Below are 20095 nucleotides of genomic sequence, written 5' to 3' on the forward strand. Positions count from 1 at the left end.
GAATAGCAGGCAGAGCGATGCCGGTCCGAAGGCCGGACGGAAGCACCGCCGTCGTAAGTTGTTAGTGGAACTGGCCCTCTTCGGTGGATCCCACGAGGGCGAGGGTGGACGCGTTCGGGTTGAGCGCCGTGGAGATGGTGTCGAAGTAGCCGGTGCCGACTTCGCGCTGGTGCTTGGTTGCGGTGTAGCCGCGGGACTCGGAGGCGAATTCCTTTTCCTGGAGCTCGACGTAGGCGCTCATGCCTTCCCGGGCGTAGCCGTGGGCGAGGTCGAACATCGAGTAGTTCAGGGCGTGGAATCCGGCCAGGGTGATGAACTGGAACGTGAAGCCCATGGCGCCGAGTTCGCGCTGGAACTTGGCGATGGTGTCGTCGTCCAGGTGCTTGCGCCAGTTGAAGGACGGCGAGCAGTTGTAGGAGAGCATCTGGTCCGGGAACTCGGCCTTGACGGACTCGGCGAACTTGCGGGCCAGCTCCAGGTCCGGAGTACCCGTCTCCATCCAGATCAGGTCCGAGTACGGGGCGTAGGCCTTGGCACGGGCGATGCAGGGCTCGATGCCGTTGCGGACCTTGTAGAAGCCCTCCGCGGTGCGCTCACCGGTGATGAACTCCTGGTCGCGCTCGTCGACGTCGGAGGTGATCAGGGTGGCGGCCTCGGCGTCCGTGCGGGCGATGACGACGGTGGGGGTGCCGGCGACGTCGGCTGCCAGGCGGGCGGCGTTGAGGGTGCGGACGTGCTGCTGGGTGGGAATCAGGACCTTGCCGCCGAGGTGGCCGCACTTCTTCTCGGAGGCCAGCTGGTCTTCCCAGTGAACACCGGAGGCGCCGGCCTGGATCATGGACTTCATGAGCTCGTAGGCGTTCAGCGGGCCGCCGAAGCCGGCTTCGGCGTCGGCGACGATCGGGACCAGCCAGTCCTCAACGCTCTGGATGCCTTCGGAGAACTCGATCTGGTCGGCGCGGAGCAGGGCGTTGTTGATCCGGCGGACTACGGTGGGGACCGAGTTTGCCGGGTAGAGGGACTGGTCCGGGTAGGTGTGGCCGGAGTTGTTGGCGTCCGCGGCGACCTGCCAGCCGGAAAGGTAGATGGCGCGCAGCCCGGCCTTGACCTGCTGCACGGCCTGGTTGCCGGTGAGGGCGCCCAGGGCGTTGGTGTAACCGCCGGTCTTGTGCTCCTCGGTCAGCTGCTTCCACAGCTTCTCCGAACCCCGCCGGGCCAGGGTGTGCTCTTCGGAGACGCGGCCGCGGAGACGGACGACGTCGGAAGCTGAGTAGTCCCGGGTCACACCTTCCCAGCGGGGGTTGGCGGCCCACTCGAGCTCCAGGGCGGCGGCCTGCTCTTCGGGCGTCTGCTGGGTGGGCTCAAATGCTGCAGTCATCGTTGATCTCCTTGATTGAGCTCCGGATGGAGTAGGTGGGAACCGCTCCGTTGAGGTTCCCACCGGCTTATCCGGTGCGGTGTTTCTTTCCGTGACACCTACTTTTCAGCACTTTCAACCCCCTTTCTAGAGAAAAAGTATGGAAAGAAATGCACTTCTTCACGTATTCTTCAGAAATGTCGCCTTCAAGCTGGAACAGGGACGTTTCCCACCCGCCGTCAGCCGCCGCAGCGGAACTGGACGTCATCGCGCTGGGCCGCCGCGTCCGCCATCTCCGCAAACAAGCCGGGCTCACGCTCGATGACCTGAGCGTCGCCGTCGGAACCGCTCCCAGCCAGCTAAGCCTCATTGAGAACGGCAAGCGTGAGCCCAAACTGACCCTCCTCCAGCACCTCGCGGCGGCGCTCAATGTCACCATCGACCAACTGCTCGGAGCCGAGCCTCCCAGCCGCCGGGCAGCCCTGGAAATCGAGCTGGAACGGTACCAGCGGGGGCCGCTGTACGAATCGCTGAACCTGCCCAGAATCCGCATCAGTTCGCGGCTTCCGCTGGATGTGTTGGAGGCCCAGGTGGGGCTGCTGCACGAACTGGAACGGAAGATGAATGAGCAGGTGGCCACCCCCGAGGAGGCGCGCCGCGCCAACGGTGAACTGCGGGCCATGATGCGCGAGCGCGGGAACTATTTCCCGGAGTACGAGGCCGAGGCGCAGAAGGTCCTCAAGGAGGTGGGTTACACCACCGGGCCGCTGAGCCAGCATGTCATCGCGGACATCGCTGAGCACCTGGGCTTCACCCTGCACCACGTGGGCGACCTGCCGCATTCCACCCGCTCCGTGACGGACTTGAAGAACCGCAAAATTTACCTGACGCAGAGCCAGCGGCAGGACCATGACCCCCGTTCGGTGCTGCTGCAGGCCCTGGGCCACTACGTCCTGGGCCATGAGACGCCCAAGAACTACGGCGACTTCCTGGCCCAGCGGGTGGCCACCAACTATTTCGCCGCAGCCCTGCTCCTGCCTGAGCAGGCAACAGTGGAATTTCTGCAAAAAGCCAAAGCGGCCAAGGAAATCGCGGTGGAGGATCTCCGGGACGCCTTCGCCGTCTCCTACGAGACAGCGGCGCACCGTTTCACCAATCTGGCCACCAAGCACCTGGGCCTCACAACGCATTTTCAGAAGACGCACCAGAGCGGCATCATCTACAAGGCGTATGAGAACGACGGCGTGAACTTTCCCCAGGACCATACCGGCGCCATCGAGGGCCAGCCGTCGTGCAAGGCCTGGACCTCGCGTGCCGTGTTCGACGTGCCGGATAAGTTCAGTGCCTACAGCCAGTACACGGATACGCCGTCCGGCACGTATTGGTGCACAGCCCGTACTGAACGGTCGGCCAGCGGCGAGTTCTCCCTCAGCATCGGCGTGCCGTACCAGCACGTGAAGTGGTTCCGCGGGCGGGAGACCACCGCTCGCGCCACCTCCAACTGCCCCGATCCCACGTGCTGCAAGCGGCCCCCGGCCGAGCTGACCAACCAGTGGGCCGGCAACGCGTGGCCCTCGGCCCGGGCCCACTCGCACCTGCTGGCAGCAATGCCCCCGGGTGCGTTCCCCGGCGTGGACGAGACCGAGGTGTACAGCTTCCTGCAGGCCCACTCCGGAAGCTAGCAATCGGGAAGGTCATCGATTGTGACCCGCCCGCCCACCCGCATCCTGCTAAGTACCGCGTTGAAATCCAAAAGGATGATCTCCCGTGTAATGCCATCGACTGCACGAAACGAGTACGTGTTGCCGGTCCACCGTCCGGAATCCCGGAGGAAGTGCAGGAACTTGCCGACGCTGATGGCAGTCATGACGCCCGTGTCCACGGATTGCAGCATGAGCGAAGCCAACGCCGCAGCTACTCTGGTCGGTTCTAAGGCAGTTATCCCAGCGGACCTTTTACTTTCGGGAAGGAATCGGAAGAAGTCCGATAAGTGTCCTAGAACCCGTACCACGTCTGTATTGAAATACTGCTCCCCATACCAGCGGACAAAGGCTGGCGTGAGGGTCTCGAACTCCCGAATGTTCTGGTCCGAACCCTGGGGAACTTCGGGCCTGGAACTTCGTGCCGAGCCTCCGTGCCCTTTTCGGGAAATCCTCGAACGTGCCGATGCTCCATGTCGCTTCTTGGCCACAGTAATCCTCGCTCGCTTGCTCTTCCGTTGAGCTCAAAGGCTAGAAAGGTAGCGATCGGACCGCCACGCCAGGACCGTTATATGTGGATAGCCGGGTGCAAGCTGGGTCATCCCCGTCTCACTTTCTTGAGGATAGTGAGCGGGCGTTGGAGGATTTCCTGCGAAAGGTGAGCGGGCGTTTAGGTTTGTGGCGCCAGATGTGAGCGGGCGTTTGGGTTTGTGCCGCCAAAGGTGATGGGGCGCCCGGGTTTGTGCCGCCGAAGGTGATGGGGCGTTGGGTCAGCCGTGGAGGGTCCGGTAGGCTGCCGCGGCGGCGGGGTGCAGGGGGATTCCGGCGGTGTTGATGAGGCTCTCCGGGCTAAGGAACTGCACGCCCAGGGTGGATTGGGGAATGAGTTCTCCGGCGTTGTGCACCAGCAGTTGGACGGTCCGCTCCACGGTGGCGCTGTCCAGGTCCCTGCGGCAGAGCAGCAGGTTGGGAGCACCCACCGTCCACACCGCCGGTATGCCGGGATAACTGCCCTCCGGTACCAGGACCCGGTCGTACATCCCGCCGTACCTCCGCCGCAGTTCCGGCAGCAGTGCGGATAAGTCCAGCAGTCCCAGCGCCACGTCCTGCTGCGCGGTAGCGATGGCCGCGGTGGGCACGCCACCGGACCAGAACAGGGCATCCACGGTCCCCGCCTTGAGCGCAGCGATGCCGTCATTCAAGCCAAGATGTTCGACGGCGGCAGTTCCGGCGGACGGCGGCGCGGACTCCGCCGAAGTGCCCAGACCCGCCGCTTCGAGCAGCCGGGGAGTGGTGAGCGAGGTGCCCGATCCAGGCTGCCCCACGGCAACCCGCCGCCCCGCCAGCCCGGATATGTCCCGGATCCCGCTGTCCTTCCGCACCACGCAGTGGACGTAGTTCTCGTACACCTTCCCGATGGCGGCGATCTCCGCCCCGCCCCCGCCCGCCTGGCCCGCAGCATCGGCCAGGGCCACGGCAAACGCGGCCTGCCCCGCCCGCAGCTCCGCGATGTTGTCCAGGCTTCCGCCGGTGGCCACCGCCCGCGCATGGGCGGCAACGCCGTGGCGTTCCAGCGCGGCGGCCAGCAGCGTTGAGAACTCGAGGTAGAAGCCGCCGGGTTCGCCGCCGGCCACCACCAGGTCCTCCGGCCGGTCGTCCCCGGTGCACGCACTGAGGGCAGGCGGCAGGCAGGCCACGAGTCCGACGGCGAAGGCAGACTTGAGCAAGGACCGCCGCGTCGGCTGCGCGGCAGCACCGTCCGGGGCAAGCGGATCATGCACGGGCACCACCCCCGCCGGACCCCGGTGCCGGCCGGGCGGCGGGTGGAACGGGAAACTCGACCCGCGCCGCGAGCCCACGCGGGGCTGCTTCGGCCAGCACCAGACGCCCTCCGTTGGCCGCAGCAAGCTCACCCACGATGGTCATTCCCAGCCCGGTTCCCGGAACCGATGAATGCTGTGGGGACCGCCAGAACCTGGTGGCAGCTGAGGCGCGCTCCGCGCCGGAAAGTCCTGGGCCGTCGTCGGAAATCTCCACCACCACTGCGTCCCCTTCCAGCCGGACCGTGCACCTCACGGTGGCGCCGGGCGCGTACTTGATGGCGTTGTTGAGGAGTTCGGACGCCATCTGGGCCAGCTCTGCGGGGCGGCAGGAAACCAGTGCCGGCGGCTGCGGAGGGAGCGCGAGGACCAGCCGGCAGCCGGCCTGTTCTGCCAGCGGTGCTGCCCGCTCGATCTCCCCTTGGAGGACCGGGAAAGGGTCCACCGGTTCCGGCGCGGGAAAGTCTTCCAGGCTCCCGGCCGCCCGCAGGTACCCTTCGGACGCCCGGTGCTCGGCGGCCGCAAGCTTCAGCACCCCGTCCAGGATCTCCTCCACCCGCTCCAGCTCCGCCATGGCCCGCTCTGCCGCGTCGTGTTCACGGGCCGTCGTGAGTTCGAGCTGAAGCAGGTCCAGCCGGAGCCGGAGCGCGCCCACCGGGTTGCGCAGCTGGTGTGACGTGTCCGCAATCAGCTGCCGCTGCGCTGCCATGCTGGCGCTCACGGTCCTGGCCATCACCGTGAAGGAGCGGCTCAGTTCCCGCAGTTCCGGCGGCCCGTCCTCCGGGAGGCGTCCCGCGCGGCCGGTCCTTTCCAGTTCGTGCACCGCCGAGTTCAGCCGCTGGACGGGCCGGAGGACCCAGCCGGTGACCCGGGCGGCGCCGAGCAGCAGCACGGCGGCCAGGGCGAGCGCCGCCACGCCCACCGCGAGCCACCGTTCCCGGAGCTTCTGCTGGGCGGTGTCGGCGTCGACGTCCAGCACCACAGCGCCCAGGACCTGGCTGGCGCTGCCGAAGGGACGGAAGATGACCCGGGAGCCGGAACTGAACGGCTCCAGCGGCTCCAGGGCGGTGTTGCTGACGTTCAACCCGGCCAGGGAGAGTGCTTCCTGCACGTCGGACCGGCCCGCATCGAAGTTCCCGGATTGAAGCGTGGCCTGCTGGACGCGCACCACGATCCCCTCCCCGTACAGCCCGGAGTATGTGTCCATCTCGCGCTGCAACCGCGCAGTGTCCCCGTCCCCGGCAGCATCAAACGCCACCTGGGCCAGTCGGTTCAGGGCCGCTGCCCGGTTGATCTGCAGTTCCTGGGTCAGCTCACGGGACGCGGAGCTGAGGATGGTGCCGGAAATCAGGAAGACCACCACCAGGCAGAGCACGCTGAGGACGCCCAGCACCCGCAGCCTCATGCGCCGGCCGCCTCCACCCGGTAGCCCACCCCGCGGACGTTGATGATGAAGCCGGGCTTCTGCAGTTTCGCCCGCAGGCCAGTGAGGTGGACGTCCAGAGAACGGGAAGAAGCCAGGAAGGCGTCGCCCCACAGCGCGTCAAGGATCTGTTCCCGGGTGACCACCGAGCCGGCATGGCGTGCCAGCAGCGCGAGGAGTTCGAACTCGGTAGCGGTCAGGGGGAGCGGCAGGCCGGATTTGGCAGCGGTGTGCCGGTTCAGGTCGATCACCAGGTCATCCAGCACAATGACGTCCTCCTGCGGGATGCCGGCGGCGCGCCCGGCCCGCCGCGTCACCGCTTCGATCCGCGCCAGCAGCTCCACCAGCTTGACCGGCTTGACCAGGTAGTCATCCGCGCCGGAACGCAGCCCGAGCACCACGCTGCGTTCGTCGTCCCGGGCGGTCAGGATCAGGATGGGGACATCGGTGACCTGGCGCAGTTTGCGCAGCACCTCCAGCCCGTCCATGTCCGGCAGGCCAAGGTCCAGGAGGACGACCTGGAAGTTCCGGTGCAACAGCAGCGCATCAGCGCCCCGCGCCAGCCGCTGCGGGTGGTGTCCAGCGCTTTCGACGGCGGCGGTGAGGGCACCGGCCATGGCATCGTCGTCCTCGACGATCAGCACGTCCATTGCCATCTTCCTTGCCGTTGTGCGATCTCCTGATCATCCCCGCCTTTGGAGACTACCGCCTGCGGAAAGGTTTTGCCCGACGGCGGCGGGCAGCCAGGCGCACGGGGACACGTGGGCAAAACCTAAGGAAGTGTTAGGAAATGCCCCGCCACGTTGGTTGTGCGGTGGATCACCCATACCGTGGATGAGGCCCTCCGGCGTTGGAGGCCGAAGTCACCACAAGGAGAAACTCACCGATGAGCACCCAACATACCGCGCCCCGCACGGAGGCAGCCCAGACCCGTCGGGCGGTGGGCAACATCCTCAAAGGCTCTGCCGGCAACCTTGTGGAGTGGTACGACCTCTACGTCTACACCGTCTTCGCCGCCTACTTCCAGGCCCACTTCTTCAACTCCAAGGACGAGCTCCAGGCAGGCCTCGAAGCGATGGCCGTCTTTTCGACGTCGTTCCTCATGCGGCCCATCGGCGCCTGGTTCTTTGGCCGGTACGCGGACCGCAAGGGCCGCAAGGCCGCACTGACCCTCAGCGTGACCCTGATGTCCGCGGGCTCCTTCGCCATCGCCATCCTGCCCACGCAGCAGCAGATCGGGCTGTGGGCCATGATCCTGCTGGTGATCGTCCGCGTGATCCAGGGCTTCTCCGTGGGCGGCGAGTACGGCACCAGCGCCACCTACATGTCCGAGGCAGCCACCAGCAAGCGCCGCGGCTTCTTCTCCAGCTTCCAGTACGTCACCCTGATCGGCGGCCAGATGCTGGCCCTGCTGGTCCTGGTGATCCTGCAGAACGTCATGCCCAAGGGCGACCTGGGCGAGTGGGGCTGGCGCATCCCGTTCGCCATCGGCGGCGTGGCTGCCCTGGTGGTGCTGTGGCTCCGCCGCTCCATGGAGGAGACCGTTTCCGCAGAGCAGATCGAAGCGGCCAAGACTCCCGCCGTTGCCGGACAGGCGCAGCCGGGCACCATGAAGCTGCTGTTCACCAGCTACTGGAAGCCGCTGCTGGTGTGCATTGGCATCACCCTGGGCGGCACCGTAGCGTTCTACACCTACACCAACTTCATCCTGAAGTTCATGAACGATACGTCAGGCATCGCCAAGACGGACACTTCGGTCATCAACTTCTGGGCCCTGTTCATCTTCATGCTGCTCCAGCCCGTGTACGGCATCATCTCGGACAAGGTGGGCCGCAAGCCGCTGCTGCTCTGGTTCGGCATCACCGGCGTGCTCTTCACCTGGCCGCTGCTCTCCACCCTGGCCGGCACCAAGGACCCCTTCACAGCCTTCTTGCTGATGATGGGCGGCCTGCTGATCGTGGGCGGCTACACCTCCATCAATGCCCTGGTGAAGGCCGAACTTTTCCCTGCGTCCATCCGTGCGCTCGGCGTGGGGCTGGGCTACGCGATCGCCAACTCGCTGTTCGGCGGCACCGTGCCGCTGATTGGCGCGGCCTTCCAGAAGGCGGAGCGGGAAGACCTGTTCTTCACCTACGTCACCGTGGCCATCGCCATCTCGCTGCTGGTCTACATCTTCGCGCTGAAGAACAAGAAGGCCACGCACTTGGACGACGAACAGGGCCACGCCTGGGAGCGGGCGCCGCAGGGCGGCGGCAAGGACAAGGACGTCCTCGGCGTTTAGCCCTCGGGGCACCAAGGTGCCCTGTTCCCAAAGGAGGCGTACGACGGCGGCTGCCCGGCCGCCGTCGTACGCCTCCTTTTGCCTGCCCACTCCAACGCGCCGGGGGGTGTCCTGCCAATGTATCCGCCCAGGCGGGCGGACTATATTGGGCCATGTCAGCACACCACCACGGGCGGACTATATTGGGCCATGTCAGCACACCACCACCACCGCGGGAGTCTGCACCCATGGCCAAGGAACTTGCCACCCAGCTCATCGAACAACTCCAGGCTGCCGGCGTGCAGCGGATCTACGGGATCGTGGGCGACAGCCTCAACCCCATCGTGGATGCCGTCAGGCAAACAGGCGGCTCGGCGAAGGGCGGCATCGACTGGGTGCATGTCCGGCATGAGGAAGCCGCTGCCTTTGCCGCCGCTGCTGAGGCGCAGCTCACCGGCAAGCTCGCAGTCTGCGCAGGGTCCTGCGGCCCCGGGAACCTGCACCTGATCAACGGCCTGTACGACGCCAACCGCTCCGGCGCGCCGGTGGTGGCCATCGCCTCGCACATTCCCAGCAAGCAGATCGGCACCACTTTCTTCCAGGAAACGCACCCGGACCGGCTGTTCAACGAGTGCTCGGTATATTCCGAGCTGGTAAGCACCGCGGAGCAGGCGCCACGGGTGATGCACAGCGCCATCCAGCACGCGCTGGGACTTGGGGGAGTCGCCGTCGTCACCCTTCCGGGCGACATCGCAGGCCTGGAGGCCGTGGGCCCCACGCCGCTCCCGGCTACCTTCCGGCCGGCCAGCCTGGTGCCGGACCCGGCCAGCGTCCAGGCGCTCGCGGACGCCATCAACGACGCCGGCAAGGTGGCCATCTTCGCCGGCGCCGGCGTGGAGGGGGCGCACAGCGAACTGATGGCGCTCGCAGAACTGGCCAAGGCGCCGGTGGGGCACTCGCTGCGCGGCAAGGACTTCGTCCAGTACGACAACCCGTTCGATATTGGAATGACCGGCCTGCTGGGCTACGGGGCCGCGGCGGAAGGGATCGAGGACGCCGACCTGCTGGTCCTCCTGGGCACCGACTTCCCATATGACCAGTTCCTGCCGGACACCCGGACAGCGCAGGTGGACCGGGCCGCGCAGCGACTGGGCCGCCGGACCGACGTCGACATCGCCGTCCACGGGGACGTGCTGCCGACGCTGCGCGCGCTGCTCCCGCTGGTGAAGGCGAAGAAGAGCCGCCGGTTCCTGGACCAGATGCTCAAGAAGCACGACCGGCTCATGAACAAAGCCGTGGGCGCCTACACCCGGAAGGTGGAGAAGAAGCAGCCCATCCACCCGGAGTACGCGGCGTCCCTGCTGGACCAGGTGGCCGCTGAGGACGCCATCTTCACTGCGGACACCGGAATGTGCAACGTCTGGACCGCGCGCTACATCAATCCGCTGGGCACCCGCCGGCTGATCGGGTCGTTCCTGCACGGCTCCATGGCCAACGCCCTGCCGCACGCCATTGGCGCCCAGCTGGCGTACCCCGGCCGGCAGGTCATCTCGGTCTCCGGCGACGGCGGCCTGTCCATGCTGCTGGGTGAGCTCATCACGGCCGCCGCGTACAAGCTGCCGGTCAACGTGGTGGTGTTCAACAACTCCACGCTGGGCATGGTCAAGCTCGAGATGCTGGTGGACGGGCTGCCCGATTTCGGCGTGGACGTCCCGGACGCCAACTACGCGGCCGTGGCACAGGCGCTGGGCTTCCATGCCGTCCGGGTCACGGATCCGGCGCAGATCGAATCGGCGTACCGGGAGGCGTTCGCGCACCCCGGCCCGTCGCTGGTGGAGCTCATTACCGACCCCAAGGCGCTGTCCATCCCGCCGAAGATCTCCGGTTCGCAGGTGATCGGGTTCGCCACCGCCATGTCCAAGGTGGTCCTGAACCGCGGGGCGGGCGAGGCAGTGAGCATGGCGCGCAGCAACCTGCGCAACATCCCCCGGCGCTGACCGGGGTCCAAACCCGCCATCAGATTCTGCCCTTAAATCCGGAACGCGTCTGCAGTGAGTGCAGACGCGTTGCGGATTTAAGGGCGAAAAGTGATGGGGCGTCCTGGGTTTGGAGCCTGGAAGTGATGGGGCGTTTGGTCAGCGGGCGCCGCCCTGCCACAGGGCATCGAAGGGGGCGCCGGAGGCAACACGGTTGCGGATGCCGGCGGTGACGAACTGCTTGGCGGTCCGGGCGGCGTCCAGCGGCGACGCGCCCTTGGCCAGTTCCGCCGTCACGGCGGCCGCGAGCGAGCAGCCCGCACCGGACACCGCCACTTCGCCCACCTTGGGGGCGCTGAGGACTTCGAGGGTTTCGCCGTCATAGAAAACGTCGACGGCGTCCGGGCCTTCCAGCCGCACCCCGCCCTTGGCCAGGACTGCTGCGCCGCTGAGCTCGTGGATACGCACGGCAGCGGCCTTCAGCGACTCCACGTCCGTGATGTCCAGGCCGGACAGCGATTCCGCTTCGAAGTGGTTGGGTGTGACGAAGGTGGCCAGCGGCAGGATCTGCGCTTTCAGGGCCTGGTCCGTGTCCAGCGCGTGCCCCGGCTCCTGGCCCTTGCAGATCAGCACCGGGTCCAGGACAACGTTGGCGAAGCTGTTCGCCTGCAGGGCGCCGGCCACGGTGTTGATGGTGGCAGGGCTGCCCAGCATGCCGATCTTCACGGTGTCCAATGGCGAAGGTGCGCCCGACGCGGGACCGTAGGCCGCCGTCGTCGCCTCCAGTTGGTCGGCGATCACCTGCTGGTCCACCGGCACGAAGCGGTGGTTCCAGCTGTCCTTCGGATCAAAGGACACAATGCAGGTCAGGTTGGCGATGCCGAAGACGCCGAGTTCCTGGAAGGTCTTCAGGTCGGCCTGGGCGCCGGCGCCACCGGTGGCTTCGGAGCCGGCAATGGTGAGGACGACGGCGGGAGGTGCGGCGGACAGCGTGGCGTCAGGGGAAACGGAAGTCATGCACCCATCCTGCCACCCGCCGTCGGACGCCCTCCATGTGGTGACGAACAGCGGACCGCAGCCGGAAGTGTTCAGGGCCACAAGCGGTGGACGATGTCCCTGAACGGGTCCGGCTCGGCGCGGTGCGAGAATGACCCGAGTGCTAATACAACCGGCCGCCCAGCTCGGCAGGCCGGCCAACCACTCCTGAACGGATCCCTCGATGACCCCTGCCCCAGGCCACAGCGCCGTGCCCCAAACCGTCCGGCCAACTGCCGCAGGTCCAGCCGCCAGATTCGCGGACATAGGTTCGCCCTACTTCGGGATCATGCTGGCCGCCATGGCAGTGGTGCTGATCCTGTCGAACATCGGAGCGTCCAAAGGCGTGGCGTTTGGGCCCATCGTCACCGACGGCGGCTTTTTCCTCTTCCCCCTCGCGTACATCCTGGGCGATGTCATCAGCGAGGTCTACGGCTTCAAAGTGGCCCGCAAGGCCATTCTCACCACCTTCGGGCTCTCCGTCTTCGCTTCCCTCTGCTACTGGGTGGTCATTGCGTTGCCCGGCTTCGACGACGAGTACGGAGCTGCCAAGCAGTCAGCCCTTGAAGGCGCACTGGGCCCGGTGCCGCAGATCGTCCTGGCCTCGCTGCTGGCATTCCTGGCCGGGCAGACCATCAACTCCTGGATCCTGGTCCGGATGAAGGCCCGCACCGGGGAGAAGTCCCTGTGGGCGCGGCTCATGGGCTCCTCGGGGGCCGGGGAGTTTGTGGACACGCTGATCTTCTGCAGCATCGCCGCGCCCGTCATCGGCATCGCCGACTTTGGCAGCTTCGTGAACTACGTGCTGGTGGGCTTCGTTTACAAGACCTTGGTGGAGTTCCTCTTCGTCCCGGTCACCTCGCTGGCCATCAACTGGGTCAAGAAGCGCGAGCCCAGTTACGGCGCCGCCTGACCGGAATCCTCCGGCTTGCCGGCAGCTTTCCGGCGAGTTCGACGGCGGACGGCCGGCTTAGGCCTTCAGCGTCCCGTCCAGCAGGGCGCGCAGTTCCCGGAAGTGCCGCTCGGTGGCTTCGGGGTGGAAGGCGGAGGTGTCCGCCATGGTGTAACCGTGCGGCGCCCCTTCGTAGACCTCGTTGGATGCCTCAAGTCCCGCATCCTTGAGAGCCTCGCCCAGGCGGGCAACGGCGTCGGGGGCCATGCTCCGGTCGTGGTCCGCGTGGCCGAATACGAACCGCGCCCGCGCGTTGCCAAGCCCCAGGTGCGGACTGTCCGAATCCTCCGTTGCCAGCCCGCCGCCATGGAAACCGCCGCACGCCGCCACCGCATCCGGGTGCGAGGTGGCGGTGCGGACCGCGAGCCGGGCGCCCATGCAGTAGCCGGTGGTGCCGATGGGACCCGCGGCCACGCCGTCGAGCGCCGCCAGGGCCGAAACCCAGGCATCAATGTCCGGAAGGGCCTTGTCCGGAGTCAGGCGCCCCACGCGGGGGAAGGCAGCCTTGCCGGCGGCTTCCCTGCCCTCCTTGGTGGACATGTCCCCTGCCGGAGCCAGTTCGGCAGCCGTTCCTTCCCGGTAGAAGACGTTGGGTGCGAGCACCACGTAGCCCCAGGCGGCGATGCGCTGCGCCATCTCCTGGATGCGCGGGCGCAGGCCGAAGGCGTCCATGTAGAGGATGACGCCAGGAAATGGGCCGGTTCCGGTGGAAGGACGGGCGACAATGGCTTCGGCAGGGCCTGCAGGGGCCTCGATCTCGATGAGCATTTGGTCAGGATAGCGGAGGGACCCGGGAGCCACGCTCAGGAGTAGTACCGGCCCAGGGTCTCGGCCTTGAATTCGAAGAAGGTGCCGGACTCGATGGCCAACCGGGCGTCGTCCACCATCTTCACCACGAACCGCTCATTGTGGATGGAGATCAGGGTGGCGGACACCATTTCCTTGGCCTTGAACAGGTGGTGGATGTAGGCCCGCGAGTAGTTGGCGCAGGCGTAGCAGTCGCAGCCTTCCTGCAGCGGCCCGAAATCGCGTTTGTACTTCGCGCCGGAGAGGTTGAACCGGCCGTACGGGGTATAGAACGCGGAGTTGCGTGCCACCCGGGTGGGGGAGACGCAGTCGAAGGTGTCGGCGCCGTTTTCGATGGCCGTGAAGATGTCGTCCGGCTCGGAAATGCCCAGCAAGTGCCGCGGCTTGTCCTCCGGCAGTTCCTCGTTGCACCAGCGCACGATGGTGCCCAGGTTTTCCTTCTCCAGTGCCCCGCCGATGCCGAACCCGTCGAACGGCATGGCACCAAGATCGCGGCAGGCCTTCCGGCGCAGGTCCTCGTACTGGGCGCCCTGGATCACGCCGAACAGTGCCTGGTAGGGCTTGGCCGCCCGTTCCTCCGTCAGGCGGAAGTGCTCCTCGAGGCACCGCTCGGCCCACAGCCGGGTGCGCTCCAGTGATTCCTCCTGGTAGCGCCGGGAGTTCTGCAGGGTGGTCAGCTCGTCGAACGCGAACATGATGTCCGCGCCGATCTGGTGCTGGACCTGCATGGAGATCTCGGGCGAGAAGCGGTGGCGGTCCCCGTTCAGGTGGGACTTGAACCAGACGCCGTCGTCGTCGATGTGCGCCAGGCGTTCCTTGCCGGGGGCCACGGCGTCATCGGGGCCGGAGGTATCGACGGACTTCATGTCGATGACCTTCTTGAACCCCGAACCCAGGCTCATCACCTGGAACCCGCCGGAATCAGTGAAGGTTGGGCCGGGCCAGTTCATGAAGGCACCCAGCCCGCCGGCCTCGTCCAGGATGTCCGGGCCCGGCTGCAGGTAGAGGTGGTAGGCGTTGGCCAGCAGCGCCTGCGCGCCCAGGCCGGCCATGGACTCCGGGAGCACGGCCTTCACTGTGGCTTTGGTCCCGACGGCGATGAACGCCGGCGTCTGGATCGCACCGTGCGGGGTGGTGATGGTGCCGGTGCGGCCCAGGAATTCCCCGCCGTTTTCAGCCTTTTGCGCTGCCGACGCTGGGCAGGACTCCGTCAGGCGGGTGCCTACCGTGAAGGAGAACTGTGATTGGGTTTCAGGCAGGGCGAAAGCGGGGTTGGCTGGCACCGTACCAGTGTGCCAGCAAACCGTCCGCGGCCCGTAAACGCGGGCCTCGCAGCCCGCGTGCCCGTAAGCTCAGCTGGCCGGCTCCGAGGCCGGGTAGTTACCGGACCGCCAGGTGTCCCAGGATTTCCGGATGGCGTCGAAGGCGCCGGCGCCAAGATCGTACGTGGAAGCGATGATCAGCGAGCCTTCACCTTCCGCGCGGACATCCTTGATGGCTGGATGGTCTGCCACCACCAGCAGCCCCTCGCCGTGCTCCGCGTAGCTGTGTACCGTGAGCCCTACCTGGTGGCTGGTCCGGTACCAGACCTTGCCGCTGATCTCTTCGCCGGTGTCCAGCGTCAGCTGGTACGGCTCACCCGGCGCCGGCAGGTCCGCCAGTCCCAGCTTGTCGATGGCGGAGCCCTTGCCCTCGGTCAGGTGCAGGAACAGGGTGTGGCGCTTGCCGTGCGGGTGGCGTTCCAGGGCGAAGCGGAGCTGCTGCAGGAAGGTCAGCCAGCCCTGTGTGATGTCCTCGTCCCAGGCAGCCCATTCGGAGTCATGGTCCATGGCGCCGCGGGTGACGCTGACCCGTGTTCCGCCGGCCTCCGGGTGAAGCTCAAACGTGTCCCCGCCGTGCACGGTGAGGCTGGTGTGGTCCGGGGCTTCCTGCACGTCGCTGGAAAAGTAGATCTCCTTGATCTCGGATTCCAGGTCCTCGGCCTGCCAGCCATGCCACTGGGCCACCTTGGACGGTTCACGCAGCATGGTCCAGACCTGCGGCGCGTCGGCGTTGATCACTACGCTGAGATTGTTGGTCATAGCCCCGAATGTACGCCCCGGACATAGCCTCGGGTAGGGGTAATTTCCCTACGCCGGGAGGCGCCTGCAAGGCAGCCCGGAAGACGCCCCGCGGGTCAGGAGCGGACGGCCTCCAGCTCGTTGCTGATGCGCCGTTCCAGTTCGGACATCCCAATAGTTTCCGAGCCGCCGTGAGCCCGCAGGAACAGCAGTGATTCCAGCCGCAGCAGCCGCCATTCACGCTCCGCGTCCTGGTTGGAGTTGTCGATCGAGCGGAAGATTTCCTTGTCGTACAGGTTGGGCTCGTTGAGCGAGCGCTGCCGCACCTTGGCCGCCATCCGTGCCTTGAACGGGTCCGTCTCCTGGTTTTCCGGGGTGCGGATCAGTTTCTCGTAGACCTCGGCGCGTTCGTCCTGGCCATCCTGCCGGCAGATGTAGCTGGCCAGCGCGAGGGCTGCCTCCACCGAGGTCCACCGGCCCGGGTTTCCGTCATAGGGCAGCACGGTGATCAGGTCCGCCACCGACAACGCGCCGTCGGCGTCCTTGAGCGCGATGAACAGTTCGTGCGCCAGGTCGCTGAGGTCCTTCAGGCAGCTTCCCGACTTGAAGTTGACGCCCTTGGAGAGCCTGTCGGTCAGGAGCAGGACGCCCTCCGCATCCGGGTGCGCCTCCGCGGCGGCCTCCACCACGGACTCGGGGGTGCCGGCCGGTGCGGGGATGAGTGCCAGTTCCTCCTCGCTGGGCCCGGTCACCGCGGGCGGCACGGGCGGGAGGGGAGGGACGACGACGGCGGGCGCCACAGCGATGGGCCCGGTCCCGGCGCCGGGCTGCTCCTGCGGGCCGTCGTTGGGTGCGCCGGTCTCCACCGGCGGTGTGGGCTCCGGAAGGTTGGCCGGCAGCGGAAGCTGGGTGACGTCGTCGTGCGCTCCGTCCACCACGGTGACCATGGTGCCGATGGCCACCCGCAGCGTCCCGCCGCCGGAAAGGCTCGCCAGCACCAGTGCGGGGGAGCCGAAGTCGTCGTGCTCAAGCTCCACCTGGTCGATTTCGGCGGTGCGCCGGCCGTCGGGGAGGAGGATGTGGCTGCCGGTGGTCAGAGATCCAGCCTGCTGTTCACGGTGGTGCCTGGCGGCTGGTGATTCGGTCATGGGAGTCCTTAAGTTCTCTTGCGGTCCGCCCTACAGTCTACAAAGGCGGGCACTCAAAACCGGGGACCCCCACGTCCCGGCGGGGTGGTCAGAAGCCCACGCCGGCGAACGCCAGGGCCTGCCGGATCAGGCCGCCGCGGCCGCCGGAAAACTCCATCTGGACGCCCGGGCTGAGGACTTCCTCCGGGGTCATCCAGGTCAATTCCAGCGCGTCCTGGCGGGGCTCGCACTCACCCGTCACCGGGATGACGTAGGCCAAAGACACGGCGTGTTGCCGCTCGTCCGTGAACCCGGTCTGGGACGGTGCAGGGAAATATTCGGCAACCGTGAACGGGACCGGGCTGAGCGGCAGCTGGGGGAATGCCAGGGGGCCCAGGTCCTTTTCCATGTGCCGCAGCAGGGCGGCACGGATGGTCTCGCGGTAGATGACGCGGCCGGACACCAACGAGCGCACCATGGTCCCGTCCGCGTCCGCCTGCAGCAGGGTGCCCACTTCGTTGACGTATCCCAGTGGGTCCAGCCGGACCGGTACTGCCTCGACGTACACCATGGGCAGCCGCCCCCGCGCCTCAAAGAGGTCTTCTTCAGAGAGCCAGCCGGGATTCGGGTCAGGTGTGCGCACGTTCATGCTTAAGTTCTACCCCATGGGGCGCCGCTGGGAGATCCACACCGTGGCGGGCGCGTTGGGGCTGCCTGCATCGGGATTGGCCACATGGAGGGTGCTTCCAAACGCCTCCTCGGTCAGGCTGGCGGTGAGGCCCGCTGCGGTGAGGCGCTCCTGTAACGGTTCCAGGCCGCCGTCGTACTCGAACCCCAAACCTGCCCTGGACGGTCCGGTGGCCGGCCGCACCAGGAGGACGCCGCCGTTTTTGGTTGTGAAATCGGCGGTCTCGTCATTGTCCGGGACGGGGCGGGGGCGGGCGCCGACGTGCAGCAGCGTGCGGACGGCTCCCTCCGGGTCCGGGGTGTACCAGACTGCCGCGACGGCCAGGGCGGGATCGGCGTCGGCGCACTGGGCAAAGTGGGCGGCCTTGTCAGCGAGGAAGCTGAACCCGTCCGGCGCGCTGATCCTGCAGGCTTCGCCGTGGTCCGCGGTGACGAGTTCCGCGGGTCCGGTGCCTTCCGCCGCTTCCCCCTGTGGGGAGTCCTCCTGGGCCGACAGGTTCGTGCGCCGGGCGAACTCGGCCAAGTCGCCCACCTCAACGGCCAGCACGGTCCGGCCATCCTGCCCGGAACCCGCTTCTGCAGGGTGGAGTGCCAGCCGCCCTGAGCCCGAATCGAAGACCGTCCACCCGCCGTCGTCCTCAGTTTGTACCATGCCCAGGGCTGTGAGGAGCTGCTTCCAAGACTCGGTGCGGGAGGTGAAATGGACGGGGCGGACTCGGAGCATGGCGTTGTCCTCAGGTGGTGGACGGGTCTGTAGGGCCATGATGCCACGTGAAGCCCGGGTGCACACGGGCCTTGTGGCATGGGATTCCACGGGCAGAATGGGGCCATGGCCGATGACCTTGAGGAACTGCTGGTGCCCGATGCCGCTGCCTGGCGCGCGTGGCTGGAAGAGAACCACCGGACCAGCCCGGGGGTGTGGCTGGTCCTGCACAAGAAGGGCGGCACGGTGACCGGCCTTGACTACCCTGCTGCCCTGGACGAGGCGCTGTGCTTTGGCTGGATCGACGGGCAGCTGCGCCGCAGGGACAACGAAAGCTCCTTCCAGCGGATGACGCCGCGGCGGCCCAGGAGCATCTGGTCGGCCCGGAACGTGGGGCACATCGCCCGGCTGGAGGAGGCCGGGAAGATGACCGACGCCGGCAGGGCAGCAGTGGAGGCCGCCAAGGCCGACGGCCGCTGGGACGCGGCCTACGGCGGTCAGGCCAACGTCGAAGTTCCCGCAGACCTGGCAGCCGCCATCGCCGCCAACCCGGCGGCGCAGGCCACGTTCGACGTCCTGACGAAAACCAACCTGTTCTCCCTGGTGTACCGGACGAATTCGGCCAAGCAGGCGGCCACCCGGGAGCGGAGGATCGCAGGTTTCGTTGACATGCTGGCCCGTGGCGAGACGCCCTACCCGCAGAAGAAGCGTCCCGCCGGGCAGGACTAGCGGAACTGAGTGCCGGCTAGGTACCGGCCGGGGGAGTGCCGCCGGGAGGGGCGGCGGCGGTGACGGCTGCCGCGGCTTCCAGCGCCATCCATGCCTGGAGCTGGGTGGAAAGTTCGACGGCGGCTCCCGGCGGATACGTTGCTGCCGCCGGTTGGACGGCGTGCAGCGAGAAGACGCTCCTGCCTTCCCGCCCGGCCCCCGCCTCGCCGGCACCCACGGGTCGCCGCCCGGACCAGAATGCCTCAGCGGTGTCGGTGACCAGTCGCGCAGCCGTGCTGCGGGTGGCCTCGGAAAGCCGGCGGTCTGCTGCGGCGAGTGCCAGGTAACGGCAGAGGATCCCGGTGAAGAGGCCGCCGTCGCCGGTTCCTTCACAGCGCAGCACGGAACCACTGCGCAGCACGGAATCACGGCACAGCACGGAACCGCCGGAGCCGGCGGCGGCAGAGGGCCCGGCACTGTCCGCCGGGACGGTCAGCAGCCGCTGCACGGCGTCCACCAGGACCGCCGCCCGGGCCAGGTTCGCCTCGCCTCCCAGTTCCAGGAGTGCGCCCAGCACCGGGCCCTGGTTGTAGGTGTACACCGCCCGTTCCAGCACCACCTCTCCGGCGGGATTCAGGCGGGCGCCGTCAAGGTAGAGGGCCTGGTCCGGGTCGAAGAGGGTGGCGTCAAGCCAGTCCAGCAGCGCCTGGGCCTTGGCGTGCTGGCCGGTGCGGGCATAGAACAGGGCCACCGGCGCCGTGGCGGGGGTGTTCTTGAAGTCCCGCTTCTTGCTCCAGAACGTCCCGCCGCCCAGGTCGTCAGTGCAGGCTGCGTCGAACTGCAGCGTCAGGGCAGCGCGGACGGCGGCGTTGCGGCGGCGGCCGGGACGCCGTGTCTCCTCGGCGAGCCGGTCCAGGCGGAGGGTTGCCAGCGCAAGCCACGCCATGTCGTCGTAGTAGCTGTTCACGAAGGTCAGGGCGTTGCGGAGCCTGATCCCGGTGACCAGCCGCGAGGCCAGGTGCCCCGCGCTGGGCCTGTCCGGGCCGTTGAACCGGGCCGTGGGAGTGGCTCCGCCACCAAGCTCCCGCCGTCCGGTGTCCACCAGGCAGTCAACATAATGAGCCTGCCACCAGTAGTGCCACGGCAGGACCAGTGCGGCGGCGGGTCTGAATCGCCGCAGTGCGGCCACCCACCGCGGAGCGGTTTGGGTGCCCGGCTCCTGCTGTCCGGCCGGGGTCTGTCCTTGCCGCGCCGGATGTCTGCCCTGCCACACCACGGCCCCCAGGTGGGTTCCGGGCAGGAACAGCAGTTTCCGGCCGAACAGGGCGGTCACTGACCGGGCCGCGTGGTTCGCCCTGTCCTGCCAGGCGGTCAAGGAGGTGCTGCTGGACGTCATGCCGTCCACCCTAACCGCGCGGCCGGAGCCGGGAGGGCGGGGGGTGAGTGCGGCGGCGCCGCATTTCAGTTAACATTCATTAAC

Annotated in this window: 18 protein-coding genes; 5 read left to right on the plus strand and 13 right to left on the minus strand. The window is 67.3% G+C overall.

All coding sequences use genetic code 11. The features are described from left to right. Positions 1-61: 61 nt before the first annotated feature. Complete coding sequence (gene aceA, locus ACTHQS_RS14005; protein ID WP_387563177.1) at positions 62-1378, minus strand: isocitrate lyase; 1317 nt, start codon at positions 1376-1378, stop codon at positions 62-64. A 149-nt stretch (positions 1379-1527) separates the two neighbouring features. Between aceA and ACTHQS_RS14010 the strand changes: the two genes are divergently transcribed. Beyond that, entirely contained in the window at positions 1528-3039 is a 1512-nt protein-coding gene (locus tag ACTHQS_RS14010; RefSeq protein ID WP_440169953.1) for a helix-turn-helix domain-containing protein, read from the plus strand. Here the strand turns inward: ACTHQS_RS14010 and ACTHQS_RS14015 are convergent. The 4 genes from ACTHQS_RS14015 to ACTHQS_RS14030 all read right to left on the minus strand — a co-directional run bounded on the left by ACTHQS_RS14015 (position 3036) and on the right by ACTHQS_RS14030 (position 6950). Continuing rightward, positions 3036-3224, minus strand: coding sequence for a hypothetical protein (locus tag ACTHQS_RS14015; protein ID WP_440169956.1), 189 nt, complete (start codon positions 3222-3224; stop codon positions 3036-3038). The two genes, ACTHQS_RS14010 and ACTHQS_RS14015, sit on opposite strands and share 4 nt — an antisense overlap. Positions 3225-3827: 603 nt before the next feature. Next, positions 3828-4847, minus strand: a complete 1020-nt coding sequence (locus ACTHQS_RS14020; RefSeq protein ID WP_440169958.1) for a TAXI family TRAP transporter solute-binding subunit — start codon at positions 4845-4847, stop codon at positions 3828-3830. After that, the gene (locus ACTHQS_RS14025; RefSeq protein ID WP_440169960.1) at positions 4831-6282 is read right to left on the minus strand and encodes a HAMP domain-containing sensor histidine kinase; all 1452 of its coding nucleotides are present in this window, start codon (positions 6280-6282) and stop codon (positions 4831-4833) included. Before ACTHQS_RS14025 ends, ACTHQS_RS14020 begins: the two co-directional genes overlap by 17 nt. Further along, positions 6279-6950 (minus strand): response regulator transcription factor, encoded by a 672-nt coding sequence (locus ACTHQS_RS14030; RefSeq protein WP_440169962.1) that lies wholly within the window; start codon positions 6948-6950, stop codon positions 6279-6281. Before ACTHQS_RS14030 ends, ACTHQS_RS14025 begins: the two co-directional genes overlap by 4 nt. A gap of 236 nt (positions 6951-7186) precedes the next feature. On the opposite strand from ACTHQS_RS14030, the gene ACTHQS_RS14035 reads away from it, so the two are divergent. Continuing rightward, positions 7187-8581 (plus strand): MFS transporter, encoded by a 1395-nt coding sequence (locus ACTHQS_RS14035; protein WP_440169964.1) that lies wholly within the window; start codon positions 7187-7189, stop codon positions 8579-8581. 227 nt (positions 8582-8808) lie between these two features. After that, a complete protein-coding gene (locus ACTHQS_RS14040) occupies positions 8809-10557 on the plus strand; it encodes a pyruvate dehydrogenase (protein ID WP_440169967.1) in 1749 nt (582 codons plus the stop codon). Between the two features lie 138 nt (positions 10558-10695). Here the strand turns inward: ACTHQS_RS14040 and ACTHQS_RS14045 are convergent, their stop codons facing one another. Further along, a complete protein-coding gene (locus tag ACTHQS_RS14045) occupies positions 10696-11553 on the minus strand; it encodes a hydroxymethylpyrimidine/phosphomethylpyrimidine kinase (protein WP_440169970.1) in 858 nt (285 codons plus the stop codon). A gap of 202 nt (positions 11554-11755) precedes the next feature. On the opposite strand from ACTHQS_RS14045, the gene ACTHQS_RS14050 reads away from it, so the two are divergent. Continuing rightward, positions 11756-12484, plus strand: coding sequence for a queuosine precursor transporter (locus tag ACTHQS_RS14050; protein ID WP_440169972.1), 729 nt, complete (start codon positions 11756-11758; stop codon positions 12482-12484). 57 nt (positions 12485-12541) lie between these two features. Here ACTHQS_RS14050 and ACTHQS_RS14055 read toward each other — a convergent pair whose 3' ends face one another. The 6 genes from ACTHQS_RS14055 to ACTHQS_RS14080 all read right to left on the minus strand — a co-directional run bounded on the left by ACTHQS_RS14055 (position 12542) and on the right by ACTHQS_RS14080 (position 17928). Then, complete coding sequence (locus ACTHQS_RS14055; protein WP_440169975.1) at positions 12542-13291, minus strand: dienelactone hydrolase family protein; 750 nt, start codon at positions 13289-13291, stop codon at positions 12542-12544. A gap of 35 nt (positions 13292-13326) precedes the next feature. Continuing rightward, positions 13327-14613, minus strand: coding sequence for a tRNA guanosine(34) transglycosylase Tgt (tgt, locus tag ACTHQS_RS14060; protein WP_440169978.1), 1287 nt, complete (start codon positions 14611-14613; stop codon positions 13327-13329). A 69-nt stretch (positions 14614-14682) separates the two neighbouring features. Next, positions 14683-15411, minus strand: a complete 729-nt coding sequence (locus ACTHQS_RS14065; protein WP_440169980.1) for an SRPBCC family protein — start codon at positions 15409-15411, stop codon at positions 14683-14685. A gap of 95 nt (positions 15412-15506) precedes the next feature. Continuing rightward, positions 15507-16538 (minus strand): DUF6707 family protein, encoded by a 1032-nt coding sequence (locus tag ACTHQS_RS14070; RefSeq protein WP_440169982.1) that lies wholly within the window; start codon positions 16536-16538, stop codon positions 15507-15509. Positions 16539-16626: 88 nt separating this feature from the next. Continuing rightward, a complete protein-coding gene (locus ACTHQS_RS14075; RefSeq protein ID WP_141158190.1) occupies positions 16627-17166 on the minus strand; it encodes an NUDIX hydrolase family protein in 540 nt (179 codons plus the stop codon). 9 nt (positions 17167-17175) lie between these two features. Next, positions 17176-17928, minus strand: a complete 753-nt coding sequence (locus ACTHQS_RS14080) for a VOC family protein (protein ID WP_440169985.1) — start codon at positions 17926-17928, stop codon at positions 17176-17178. A gap of 105 nt (positions 17929-18033) precedes the next feature. Here ACTHQS_RS14080 and ACTHQS_RS14085 point away from each other — a divergent pair, with 105 nt between their 5' ends. Continuing rightward, a complete protein-coding gene (locus ACTHQS_RS14085; RefSeq protein WP_440169988.1) occupies positions 18034-18636 on the plus strand; it encodes a YdeI/OmpD-associated family protein in 603 nt (200 codons plus the stop codon). Positions 18637-18652: 16 nt separating this feature from the next. Here the strand turns inward: ACTHQS_RS14085 and ACTHQS_RS14090 are convergent, their stop codons facing one another. Then, the gene (locus ACTHQS_RS14090) at positions 18653-20011 is read right to left on the minus strand and encodes a glycoside hydrolase family 76 protein (RefSeq protein WP_440169991.1); all 1359 of its coding nucleotides are present in this window, start codon (positions 20009-20011) and stop codon (positions 18653-18655) included. Between the last annotated feature and the right edge of the window lie 84 nt (positions 20012-20095).

The organism is Arthrobacter sp. SAFR-044, from assembly GCF_051965175.1.
Classification (GTDB): domain Bacteria; phylum Actinomycetota; class Actinomycetes; order Actinomycetales; family Micrococcaceae; genus Arthrobacter.